This window comes from Bifidobacteriaceae bacterium (genome assembly GCA_031281585.1).
GTDB lineage: Bacteria > Actinomycetota > Actinomycetes > Actinomycetales > WQXJ01 > JAIRTF01.
Genome location: JAITFE010000053.1, coordinates 1 through 11187, shown reverse-complemented (window position 1 = coordinate 11187; position 11187 = coordinate 1). Strand labels below are relative to the sequence as shown.

General features: G+C 67.8%; 11 protein-coding genes. 1 reads left to right on the top strand and 10 read right to left on the bottom strand.

Translation table 11 applies throughout. The annotated features are described in order from the left end of the window. The 10 genes from LBC97_05745 to LBC97_05700 all read right to left on the bottom strand — a co-directional run. On the bottom strand, positions 1–694 hold a 694-nt coding region (locus LBC97_05745; protein MDR2565555.1), incomplete at its 3' end, for a UbiD family decarboxylase. 72 nt (positions 695–766) lie between these two features. After that, a complete protein-coding gene (locus LBC97_05740) occupies positions 767–1780 on the bottom strand; it encodes an ABC transporter substrate-binding protein (protein ID MDR2565554.1) in 1014 nt (337 codons plus the stop codon). Between the two features lie 36 nt (positions 1781–1816). After that, on the bottom strand, positions 1817–2608 hold the full coding sequence (locus tag LBC97_05735) for an ABC transporter ATP-binding protein (GenBank protein ID MDR2565553.1): 792 nt from the start codon (positions 2606–2608) through the stop codon (positions 1817–1819). Further along, positions 2608–3411: an ABC transporter permease gene (locus tag LBC97_05730; GenBank protein MDR2565552.1), complete on the bottom strand. Its 804-nt coding sequence runs from the start codon at positions 3409–3411 to the stop codon at positions 2608–2610. Before LBC97_05730 ends, LBC97_05735 begins: the two co-directional genes overlap by 1 nt. Then, positions 3408–4181, bottom strand: a complete 774-nt coding sequence (locus tag LBC97_05725) for an ABC transporter permease subunit (protein ID MDR2565551.1) — start codon at positions 4179–4181, stop codon at positions 3408–3410. Before LBC97_05725 ends, LBC97_05730 begins: the two co-directional genes overlap by 4 nt. Further along, complete coding sequence (locus LBC97_05720) at positions 4178–5449, bottom strand: M20 family metallo-hydrolase (GenBank protein MDR2565550.1); 1272 nt, start codon at positions 5447–5449, stop codon at positions 4178–4180. The genes LBC97_05725 and LBC97_05720 overlap by 4 nt, the downstream gene beginning before the upstream one ends. Beyond that, positions 5439–6557 carry a DUF917 family protein gene (locus tag LBC97_05715; protein MDR2565549.1) on the bottom strand — a complete coding sequence of 373 codons (1119 nt, stop codon included), beginning with the start codon at positions 6555–6557 and terminating at the stop codon, positions 5439–5441. The genes LBC97_05720 and LBC97_05715 overlap by 11 nt, the downstream gene beginning before the upstream one ends. After that, on the bottom strand, positions 6554–8275 hold the full coding sequence (locus tag LBC97_05710; GenBank protein MDR2565548.1) for a urocanate hydratase: 1722 nt from the start codon (positions 8273–8275) through the stop codon (positions 6554–6556). The genes LBC97_05715 and LBC97_05710 overlap by 4 nt, the downstream gene beginning before the upstream one ends. Further along, positions 8268–9035, bottom strand: a complete 768-nt coding sequence (locus LBC97_05705; protein ID MDR2565547.1) for a helix-turn-helix domain-containing protein — start codon at positions 9033–9035, stop codon at positions 8268–8270. Before LBC97_05705 ends, LBC97_05710 begins: the two co-directional genes overlap by 8 nt. A gap of 6 nt (positions 9036–9041) precedes the next feature. Continuing rightward, on the bottom strand, positions 9042–10430 hold the full coding sequence (locus tag LBC97_05700) for a dihydroorotase family protein (GenBank protein ID MDR2565546.1): 1389 nt from the start codon (positions 10428–10430) through the stop codon (positions 9042–9044). Between the two features lie 180 nt (positions 10431–10610). On the opposite strand from LBC97_05700, the gene LBC97_05695 reads away from it, so the two are divergent. Next, a complete protein-coding gene (locus LBC97_05695; GenBank protein MDR2565545.1) occupies positions 10611–11171 on the top strand; it encodes a UbiX family flavin prenyltransferase in 561 nt (186 codons plus the stop codon). The last annotated feature ends 16 nt before the right edge of the window (positions 11172–11187 follow it).

The window sequence follows — 11187 nt, the reverse complement described above, 5'->3', positions numbered from 1 at the left end:
GAACGGCCACGTCCACGCTCACTCCGGGCACGGTTTCGACCGGGCCGCCCATCAAGGCGCCAGCGCATTCGAGTTCGTCTTCACCGAACCCGAGGTACAAGCAGGCCGCCAACATGATCGCCGGGTGGACGCCAATGGCGACGGCCACCGGCAGGTCCTGGCCAACGGCCTGAGCCCGCCGCGCCATCTGACCCAGGTGGTGGTTCGGCGACACTCCGAGCATTGCCCGGGTGGCGCTCAGAACCTTGTACCGGGCGAAAGACAGGTTGCGTTGTCCGTTGACGGCATCGCGAACCAACGTCACACCGCCGGTGATGTACGGCCCGGTCTCCAACTCGAAAAAGCGCGGCACAGGCAGCCTGTCGAGGCGGGGCTCGCAAACCACCGTCTGCACGGGCGCGGGACCGGGCGCGGGGACCGGCGGGACCGGCCGGGCGACCGCCCCAATGAGCGCGTCGGTCAACGCCCCCGTGTTCAGCCCCACCGACCGCGCCAGGCGGTCCCGGCTGTTCACAAGGTTCGCCACCACCGGGAAGGGCGACCCGACCACGCGGGTGGCCACGGTAGCAGGGCCGCTTTCGGTCAGCGACAGCAACGCCGCCAGTTCCTGGTTCGGATCCACCGGGGCGTCTATCCGCCGCAGGTCGCCGGCGCGTTCGAGGTCCTCCATCACCTGGCGCAAGGTCGGGAACATTTCGCTCCTTCGCGGGTTCGGCCGGGTCTGGCGCCGGGACCGGCGTTGCGGCACCCGGCGCCAGACTCCAAACTATGATCTCGGCGCGACCAGGTCGGTCACGTCGACCGAGTCCGGGAGCACGCCGAACTTTGTCAGCAGATCCGCCACGGCCTGAATGCGCGCGGTGTCCGCATCGGTCGAGTATTCGACAAAGACCATCGACTCCACCACCTCGTCGCTCAACTGGGTGTGCGCCAAGATCGCTTTGACCACCGCGTCATGGTTCGCCGGATCGTTGGCCGCCGCGGAAGCCGCCGTCATAGCCTCCACAAAGCGGTTGACGGCCTCCGACTTCTCAGCCAGCACCTGGTCTGTTGACACGTACACGCCGACCGCGCTCTTCGAATCCTGGCCCACCCGGTACGGGTAGCCGAGGATCGCGCCACCGGCGGCGACGGCCTGTGACGCGAACGGCTCCGGCAAGAGCGTGGCTTTGATTTGACCGGCCTCAAGCGCGGCAACCTGTTCGGGGAACGGGATTTCAACCACTTGCACATCCTCAACGCCTTGAGAGGCGAGGAACTCCTGGGCGAAGACCTGGTTGATGTTGCCCAACGCGTTCGTGCCGATCGTCGCGCCCGCAAGCTGCGACACGTCCGCGATCCCGGCCGCCACCACCAAACCGGTCGCGTCCGCCTGGCCGGCGGCCTGGTTGAAGTTCGCCCCGGACACCACTTTCACAGGCAAACCGTTCGCAAAAGCCTTGATCGAGCCGTCGGTGCCTGAATAGACCACGTCGTAGTCGCCCGCCGCCATGGCCGCGATCGCCGCAGATCCGCCAGTCGCGCTCTCCGACACGATCTTCAGGTTGTAGTCGTCAAAAAGCCCCGTGTCCTCCGCGTAAAAGTAGGCGCCGCAGTCGGCGATCGGCATGACCGCAACCGTCAGCTCCAAAACTTCTTCCGCTGTCGGTTCGGACGGCGACCCCCCGCTCTGGCCCGCCGCCGGTTTATCCTCCGCCGCACAGGCCGATGCCGCAAACGCAAGTGCCGAAAAGCCCGCCAAGACCGCCAACCCCCGGGTTCGCAAGACAGTTAGTTTCACAGTCGGTTTCCTTTCAATGGTTTCTTATTGCTCTGGCTATTGGGTCAGCTCCGGCGCCGAAGACCGGCGCAGTTCGGAGATTTCCGCGAACAGGCGCGCCCTGAGGTGACCGAAGGCGGGGTCCTCCTTGGTCGCCAATTGTTCGCGCGGGCGGGGCAGGTCGACGCAAATCACGTTGTGGACGGCGGCCGGCGGAGTCGACAAGACGACCACCCGGTCCGACATGTAAATCGCCTCGTCAATGTCGTGGGTGACCAGGACAACGCTGATTTGCCGTTCCGCCCAGATGCGCAGCACCAGGTCCTCCAGGTCGGAGCGGGTCTGAGCGTCAACGGACGCCATCGGCTCGTCCATTATCAGCAGGTGTGGCTGGACCGCGAGGGCGCGGGCGATCGCGACCCGCTGTTGCATGCCGCCCGACATCTCCCACGGATATTTGGCCCCGTGGCCGCCAAGCCCAACCGACTCCAGCGCCAATTCGACGCGCGAGGCGACCTCCGCTTTCGACAGCCCGCGGGTGGTCAGCGGGAACGCGACGTTCTTCGCCGCGGTGAGCCACGGGAAGAGCGAACGCGAGTAATCCTGGAACACAACGCCGACACGGGGGCTGGGACCCGTCAGCTCCTGGTCTTCAAGCAACACGCCGCCGCCTGTGGGGCGGGTCAGGCCGGCCAGGCAGTTCAACAGGGTGGTCTTGCCCGAACCGGAGGGGCCGACAACGCAGACGAACTCATGGCTCCCCACCACAAAGCTGACCTCCCCCAGAGTCGGGGCGGCCGCGGACGGATAGGTGAATGACAGGCGAGAGACTTCCAAAACGTTCGGCATTACTGGACCTCCCGAGCAGGGCCATGCCAGCGCATGACGCGGCGCTCAACAATGACAAAAAGGGCGTTGCACACTATGCCCAAACCGGCCAGCAGCAAGATTCCGGACCAGGTGCCCACCGTGTCGAAGTTTCGCTGGGTTGAGACAATGAAAAAGCCAATACCGCTGGTCGCCGCATAAAGCTCGGCCACCACGATCAGCAGCACGGCGGTGTTCACGCTGACGCGGAGCCCGGCCATGATTTGGGGAGAGGCCAGAGGGATTCGGAAGCGCGTCAGCCAAGTCACGGGGGGAAGGGACAGCGAACGCGCGGCCGCCAGCGCGGTCGGGTCCGCGCCCCGGATGCCGTCCGCCGTGTTCACAATCACCGGCCAGATCGCGCCTATGGCGATGAAAAACACCTTCGCCCCGTACCCCAAGCCGAAAATCGCGAGAGCCAGCGGCAGCAGAGCCGGCGTCGGCATGGACATCCCGAAGCGGACCACCGGCGACAGCGTGGCGTCCAGCCTGGGCGCCAAAGCCAACGCGGTGCCGATCGCGACCCCAAGCACGGCGGCCACCAGCCAACCGACCGCCAGACGCCCAATGGTCGGCAAACCGTTCTCAATGAAAGCGGTGGAGAAAAAGGCGTGGTACCAGGGTCCGGAAAACCAGTCCGCGAAGAACCGGCCGACCACTTCGCTGAATGGCGGCAAGTACCGGATCTGCGCGTGCAGCGCCGCCAACTGCCATACCGCCAGCGCGACCACGAGCAGAACGAGGCGGCTGGCCTGGCCGCCCAAGACCGCGGCCCGCCGCCTCATGGCCGCACCGCCCGGTGCTGGGGCGCCCAACGCAGCAAGCGGGCCTCGCCGCGTGACAGCACGGCGTGGAGCGCCAAGCCCAGCAGACCCGTCGCGAGCACGCCGCCGAACACGTAGTCGACGCGTCCGCTGGCGGAGTATTGGCGGATCACCTCGCCAATCCCGCCCTTCGCGCCCAGCAGCTCCAAGGTGACAACTATCACCAGGGCGACGGAGATCGACTGGCGCGCGCCGGAGACTATGAACGGCAGGGCGGCGCGTAGCTGAACCCGGCGCATTATCCGGGCGCGCGACCAGGTGAAGGAACGCGCGGTGCGGATCATCAGGGAGTCGGCTGAGCGCACACCGGCTATGGCGTTGATCAGGAGAGGCCAGAGGGAGGCGAATCCCGCCAATGCGATCTTGAGTTCAATCGCGATTCCCAACGCCAGAATCGCGACGGGCATGAGCGCTATGGAGGGGATTGGGCGCAGCGTCTCGATCAACCCCGAAGACAGCCGTTCGGCTCGGCGGGACGCTCCGAGGAGGACGCCAAGCGGTGTGGCGACCACCGCGGCGGCGGCAAAAGCCAGCAGCGTGGCGATCAACGTCTGGCCCACGGCGCGGAGAAAAGCGCCTGAAACGGCAAGACCGCCGAAGGCCTTGACCATCTCCACGGCTGTTGGGACCGCGTGGTGGGACAGGGCGCCGCTCCTCACGGCCACGTCCATCGCGCCCAGCAGGGCCGCTATGCCGAGGAGGCCGTAGGCGCCTCGCGCGACCCGTGTCATGTCGGCTCTCTCGAATCCAGATCGAGCGCCGTCAGAGCCAACACCCGCGCGCCGTCCACAATGTCCTTCGGCAAAGACAGCTCCTCGGGAACGTGGGAGCGCCCACCGATCGAGGGGATGAAGATCATGCCCATGGGTCCAAGGTGGGCCATGTGCGCGGCGTCATGCCCCGCGCCAGACGGGACGGACTCCCAGGTCAAACCCAAGCCCTCGGCAGCCTGGGCGATTCGGTCCTGAACCGAGTGGGCCGTGGGAACCGGATCCTGGTCGCTCAGCCATTCGATGGCCGTGTCAACGCCCCTGGCGGACGCGTCTTGGGCGATTCGCTCGGCCAGACGGCGCTTGGCGCCGTGCAGCCAAGCCGGGTCGACTGAACGCATCTCGGCCCACAGGCGGGCGGAGCCCGGAACCACGTTCATGGCCCCGGGGAAAGCGTCGATCCGGCCGCTGGTGGCGACGGCGTGAACTGGCGCGCCGCAGGCCTCGCGTTCCACCGACAACGCCGCGGACGCCGCCGCGAGGAGAGCGTCGCTCCTCTGCTCCATCGGCATGGTTCCGGCATGGTCCGCACGGCCGGTGAACGCGGCGATGAGGCGTTCGATCCCCGCGATGGCGGTGACCACCCCGATTTGCTTGCCGGACGTCTCAAGCAGGGGCCCCTGCTCAATGTGAAGCTCAAGATACGCGTGAACCGAATTGGGGGCCCACGCGCCCGAAAGGGCCGCGTCCGGATCCACCCCGAACCGCTCCATGGCCACCCCGAGAGTGGCGCCGTCGGGGTCCTCGCGGCTCAGATGCCACGGCTCGAGCACGCCCGCAACCGACCGCGAGCCAATGCAGGAAATGCCGAACGGGTTGGCTTCCTCGCCCAGGAAATCGGCGACCACCAAGTCGTGTTCAAGCTCAAAGCCCGACTCGTTCACCGCCGCCGCGACCGCCACCGCCGCCAACACGCCGACGATGCCGTCGAAGCGGCCCCCAGCCCACACCGTGTCAGAGTGGGAGCCGAGCACGATCGCCGGTTTCGACGGTGACCGCCCAGGCAAGCGCCCCAGCACGTTCCCGCCCGCGTCCAGCGTCACCTCCAAGCCGGCGGCGCGCATTTGGCCGGCCACCCAGTCGCGGGCCGCCCGGTAGGGTTCGGAGAAGACGCGCCGCGTCCAGCCCGGCTCGCCGCTCTCCGCGTATCCGGCGGCGAGCGCCTCGATTGCGGCCATCAGGCGGTCCGGCCCAATCCGGCCCGCCACCGCGAGCGGATCAACGCGCATATTCGTTGCTCCCGCCACGCAGGTTTGGGTCCAGTTGGGCCAAGAAGTCAATCCCCAGAAGCTCTGCGCATTCGGCCAGACCCGCCGGGTCGATCGCCGACGAGGAGACGGGCAACGCGCTCGCCGGCGCCGCCAACAGGACGCAGTCTTGGCCCTCGACCGCACGCTCCACGGCCATCGGCTCGCCGGTCGCCCCGTCCAAAAGGCAGATCGTGGCGGGATAGGCGAAGATCCATTCGCCATTTTGCTGGACCGCCATGAATTCGTTCAGGAACGGGACAAGACAGTCTTGGACGCGGAAGACCCCGTGGTCCCAGCCCCCTTTGGTCACGTTCGGAGTCTCGAAAACCAACGGGCCGCGCGCTAGGACCTCCGCCCCCAGCGCCCCCGCGACGGCTGCCGCGACGGCGTTTCCCGCGCCGGACCGGCCCGCTCCGGCCTCCCGCATCGCCTCGCCAAGGTCAAGCGCCAGGGAGATGGCGCCGAGCGCGGCGTGGTCCTTGACCCAGGCCAGCTCCACCGGATTGCGGGCCGAGGCGATGAAGCCGCCCACGCGGACGGAGATGTCGCGGAGCACGTCGTCGCAAGTGTTGACGTCGCCCACGTTGATCGACACGAACCGGCCGGCCAGTTGCCGGTTGCCCCCGGCGACAACGGCGGTGCACGTGTAGCCGGGCCGTTCGCCCAAACCCAGCGAACCGAGTTTGCCGGTGGGATGAGCGCGAACGTCGCCGGCGGCATCGAGCACCGGGATGCCGAGCGCGGCCGACTGGATCCAACCGTTGTGGGTTGTCGAAAAGCCGTTTTGGGCCGTCATCACGGCGCCAATGCGCCCGTCGACTTGCCGCATGAGGGTGGTCAACGCGTCGAGGTAGTCCACGGGGCGGATTTCCCAGTTCTCCGCCGCCGGCGCGCCGATCGCTGTGACGGTGGCGACAATTGTGTCCTCCGGCAATTCGCGAACGGAAGCGAGCGAGGGGCGCCCGAGCGATGTCGCCAGGTCTCCCATCAATTCGCCGTGCCGTTTCCAACCGCCGCCGCCGCAGGCCAGCACACCCCCGCCGAGGACTCCGTGAAGGGCGTCGGCCTTCGTCAATTCGCGTGTCATGGCTGCTCCTCGCAGGGGTCGTTGGTCCAATTGAGCGGCGGCGCCCCGGTGCGGGCCAGGCCCCGCGCGCAGGCTATGGCCTGCTCGTATCCGGCTTCGGCGTGCCGGAGCACCCCGATCGCGGTGTCGCAATCCAGGGCGCGGGTCAGGCGCAAGGCTGTGTCCGCCCGGCCGTCCGCGGTGATGGAGACCCCGGCGGACTGCATCCATCCCGAATATCCGCCGCCGCCGGAGTGAACCGCCACCAGATCCGCCCCCGTGGCCGCCAAAGCCATGGCGTCCAGCAGCGGCCAATCGGCCACACCGTCCGAACCGTCCGCCATTCCCTCCGTGCCGATCTGCGGATTGGTCATCCCCGCGGAGTCCAAATGGTCGCGTGAGAACAACACCGGCGCGGACAGTTCGCCGGCGGCGACCAATTCGTTGACCGCCCGCGCCATGGCCGACCGCTCGCCGTGGCCTAACCAGCACGAGCGGGCGGGCAGGCCCTGGGGCACGACATGCGCGCGGGCCAAACCGATCCACCGGGCGACCTCTGGGCGGCGGGGGAAAAGCGAAGCAGCCAAGTCGTCCAGGATCGCCAGGTCGCGTTCCGAACCGGACAGCGCCACCCAGCGGAACGGCCCAATCCCCTCCGCGAACAAGGGACGCAGATAGGCTTCCATGAATCCCTCGATGCGGTTGAAGCGGTCCGCCGCCCCGGCGCCCGCGTGCGCAATCGCCTGCTGCCGCAAGTTGTTGCCGTTCTCAAACACGACGGCTCCCGACTCTTGCATGGTCGCCATCGCCTCGACCTCGCAGGCCATCGACTCGCGGGCGGCCCGTTCCACCCCGCGCGGGTCGGCGGCGCGGGCTCCGCGCCAGGCTTCCAGGCTGTAGCCGGCGGGCACGTAACCGTAGCGGGCGTCATGCGCTGCGGTCTGATCCGTCACGATCGGCGGAATGACGCCCCGCCGGACAAGGGCCGGATACACGTCGGCGGCGTTGGCGTTGAGGCCCACCGCCGCGGTTCGCCCATCGCGTTGGGCGTCCTGGACCGCCGTGATCGCCTGGTCTAGCTGGTCCGTCACCAAGTCCAGCACGCCCAGCGCCGCCAACCGCGCCGTCTTCGCGGGGTCCACCTCCACCGTCAGCGAACTCAATCCGGCCATGGTCGCCGCCGTCGGCTGCGACGAGCCCATTCCCCCAAGGCCGGCGGTCAGAACCCAGGGGGCCGGGCCCAAAGCGGCGCCGTCAAAGTGGCGCGACAGGACCGCCGTGAACACCTCATAAGTTCCCTGGAGCACGCCCTGGCGCCCTATGTATTGCCAGGCCGCGGCGGTCAACCCGCCCCAGATCGTTTGGCCGGCCGCCTCGCGTTCGTAAAACCGCTCGGCGCTGGCCCATTCGCCCACCGTGTTGTTGACCGCCGAGAGGACAAGCGGGGCGCTGGGGCCCGTCTCGATAACCCCGACCGGGCGCCCCGACTGGAGGATCAGCGTCTGCCCCTCCTCCAGGGACGTCAATGCCGCCGCGATGCGCCGCGCGTCAGACCAAGACCGGGCGGCCTTGCCGAACGCCGCGTAAACCACCAGTTCGCTTGGGCGCTCCCCGATCTCGATCACGTTCTCGAACATGCGGAGGAGGCCTTCCGCGCGCCAAGAGCGCGCGCGCAGACGCGGGCCGCAGGCGGCGCGGACCGCGCCATCGGGGCCGTTCAGCACGCTTGATTCAGTCATTCGGTTGGCTCCAGGCTTCTTGTATCCCGTTTGACGCCAGTCTGGCCAGCAGTTCGGCGGCGGCGCGCTTCAGCGCTCCGACCAGCTCCTCGGCGCGCGCCAGGGCGGTCGAGTCGCCGATCAGAGACAAGGCGCAGAGGCACCGGCCGTCCACCAACAGCGGGACGCCGAACCCCGACATGCCCGGCGTCAAATGGCCGTGGGAGATGGCGTAACCGTCGCGCCGGATCTGCGGCAGCAGTTCGGCCAAGTCTTCTCGCGTCGGTGTGTGGGCCGTGAAACGGCGCAGCGGCGCGGCCGCGATCTCACGGATGATTGTCCGGGGCGCGAAAGCGAGCAAGGGCAACGCGGAGCCACCCGCGTGAAGACCGTGCGACTGCCCGCGGTGAAAGGAAATCCGATGCTGGGGATGGGCGAAGACGACCTCCAGGCACAGGGCCACAGTGTGAACTCTGACCGCCAGGGCGGCCGTCAGCCCGGTCAGGTTGCGCAACCCCCGCAAGACCGGGCCGCAAGCGCGGACGATGTGCTGAGGGCCCTCGTTGGGGCTGGTCAACCGGTCGGACGGGACCAAGACGCCGTCGACCTCCACCGCGAACCCCGCCTCGCTCAGGACTGACACGTACCGGTAGGTTGAAGACAACGGCGTCCCCAGGCGCGTCGCGATTTCGGCCGTTCGCATGGGGCCGACGTCCTGGATAGTCGCCAAGATGGCCAAGCCGCGCTTGAGCGACTGGTAGCCGGATCCGGTGCCGGTCATCAAACCTCAGCCTTCCGCCCCGACGACTTCGCCCTGGCCCGGGCTTCCGTGAAGGCCTGCGGCCGAGGACCACACCAAGCGGCCGCGCGAAATGGTGTGGGTGACGCGGCCGCCGGGGGTGATTCCCTCGTAAGGCGTCCAGCCGGCGTTGGAATGCAGAGCGGCGGCGTGGATGACGGCATCGTCGGTAGGCGCGAAGACCATGACGTCCGCGTCCTTGCCGACCTCGAGGCTGCCCTTGCGCGAACTCAACCCAAAACGGCGCGCCGGCGTTATGGTCAGAGCGTCAACAGCCGACTCGAAACTCCTGTGGGTCCGGTCCCGCGCCAGAGCCCGCCCCAACGTCAACGCCACAAGGGTTTCGGTGCCCGGTGCCCCGGAAGAGTTGCTGAGGATGATCGGCCGGTCCTTGAGCTCGGCGGGCCAAGGCGCGTGATCCGAGGCGACAATGTCGATCGAGCCGTTGGCCAGCCGCGACAAAAGCCCCTTTCGATCTGCGGCAGACCGCAGCGGCGGATTGATTTTCAACCTGCCGCGCAGGCGATTCATGTCCTCTTCCGTGAACGTGAGGTAATGCGGGCAGGTCTCCACCGTCACGTCGACGCCTTGCGACCTGTACCAGGCCGCCAAGTCGGTCGAACGCGGCAACGACAAGTGGCAAAGGTGCAGTTTGACGCCGGTCTGCGCGGCCGTCTCCAGGGCGGTCAGAACAGCCAACGATTCGCTCAAAGGCGGCCGCGTCCTCGGATGGATCAAAGGATCCTCAGACTCCAAGGGCGCCGCCTGGTCGAGGAGGCCCTTGATGATCTCGTTGTTCTCCGCGTGCACGCACAGGGTCGCGCCAGTTTCGCTAACGGCCGCCATTGTGGGCTGGAGGTCGAAATCGGAGATCCGGGGAAAGCGGGCCGGATCCGTCAGAAAAAGCGAAATCTTGAAGCCGACGGCGCCGGCGGCCACCAGCTTTTCGGCTTCGCGCCAGCCGCCGTCCGGCGCCAGGGTGCCGAGGAGGGCTATGTCTATGAAAGCCTCCCGCGCGGCGAGATCCTGCTTAGCCGCCAAACGGTCGCGGCTGTTGATGGGCCCCGCCCCGTCAAAGGGCATTTCGACAATCGTGGTGACGCCACCCGCGGCGGCCGAGCGCGTCGCCGCCGCGATGCCCTCATGGGAGTGCGACAGGCAATGCACGTGGGCGTCCACCGCGCCGGGCAAAACGAAGGAGTCCCCCACGTCGATCGTGTTGACGCCGATCGCGCGGCCGGCCGGCAGTCCCGCGTAGACCGCTGTGACCACGCCCCGCGTCATCTCCACCACGCCGCGAACCCAGGCGCCCGGCTTCTCCTTGATGCGGCCCACGACAACCAGCGTCGGGGCCTCGCTCGAAGCGGCTTGCTGCATGGCGGTCATCCTAGGAAGCGGTGGCGAGCGGCTGTCCACCCGTTCTCGTGCAGTGAGAATTCGAGCAACCGCATGGGTCGCCCGTGTAACGTCCAAGCGTCCGGGAAGTTGCGGTCGCCCGTTTGCCGGCCGGCATGCGACAATCAGCCGACGGCGCTCACAACGGCGAGGAGAATCGCAATGAGTCGAATAGTGTTGGCCATGACCGGCGCGTCGGGCGCGGCGATCGGCGCCGCTGCCCTGCGGCTTCTTCGATCTCTGGGCGCGGAAACGCATCTGGTGGTAAGCAAGTGGGCGGCGACCACCGCAAGGCTGGAATGCGGCCTGTCGGTGGAAGAGCTTGCCGCTCTGGCGGACCACTCCCACGACGTGCACGACCTGACCGCTCCAATTGCCAGCGGCTCATTCGGATTCGACGCGATGCTGATCGCCCCCTGCTCGGCCAGAACCCTGGGGATGGTGGCGAGCGGCTGCGGCGACTCGCTGATCGCGCGAGCCGCAGACGTGGCGCTGAAGGAAAGGCGCCGGCTGATCCTGGCGCTGCGGGAAGCTCCGCTGTCGCTAATCCACCTGCGCAACGCCGTCGCGGTCACCGAAGCCGGCGCGATCGTCTTCCCGACCACGCCCGCGTTCTACACGGCGCCCAAGCTGCTAGATGAAGCCATCGACCAGATGGCGGCGCGACTGGTCCAACTCTGCGGAGTCGAGGGCGCTGGCGTCATCGAGTGGGGCACGAGCTAGGCGCAGAGCCGCGCCG

Bases quoted from the DNA above. Each gene is read 5' to 3' on its own strand.
- LBC97_05735 (MDR2565553.1), bottom strand. From the start codon at position 2,608: ATGCCGAACGTTTTGGAAGTCTCTCGCCTGTCATTCACCTATCCGTCC.
- LBC97_05730 (MDR2565552.1), bottom strand. From the start codon at position 3,411: ATGAGGCGGCGGGCCGCGGTCTTGGGCGGCCAGGCCAGCCGCCTCGTT.
- LBC97_05725 (MDR2565551.1), bottom strand. From the start codon at position 4,181: ATGACACGGGTCGCGCGAGGCGCCTACGGCCTCCTCGGCATAGCGGCC.
- LBC97_05720 (MDR2565550.1), bottom strand. From the start codon at position 5,449: ATGCGCGTTGATCCGCTCGCGGTGGCGGGCCGGATTGGGCCGGACCGC.
- LBC97_05715 (MDR2565549.1), bottom strand. From the start codon at position 6,557: ATGACACGCGAATTGACGAAGGCCGACGCCCTTCACGGAGTCCTCGGC.
- LBC97_05710 (MDR2565548.1), bottom strand. From the start codon at position 8,275: ATGACTGAATCAAGCGTGCTGAACGGCCCCGATGGCGCGGTCCGCGCC.
- LBC97_05705 (MDR2565547.1), bottom strand. From the start codon at position 9,035: ATGACCGGCACCGGATCCGGCTACCAGTCGCTCAAGCGCGGCTTGGCC.
- LBC97_05700 (MDR2565546.1), bottom strand. From the start codon at position 10,430: ATGCAGCAAGCCGCTTCGAGCGAGGCCCCGACGCTGGTTGTCGTGGGC.
- LBC97_05695 (MDR2565545.1), top strand. From the start codon at position 10,611: ATGAGTCGAATAGTGTTGGCCATGACCGGCGCGTCGGGCGCGGCGATC.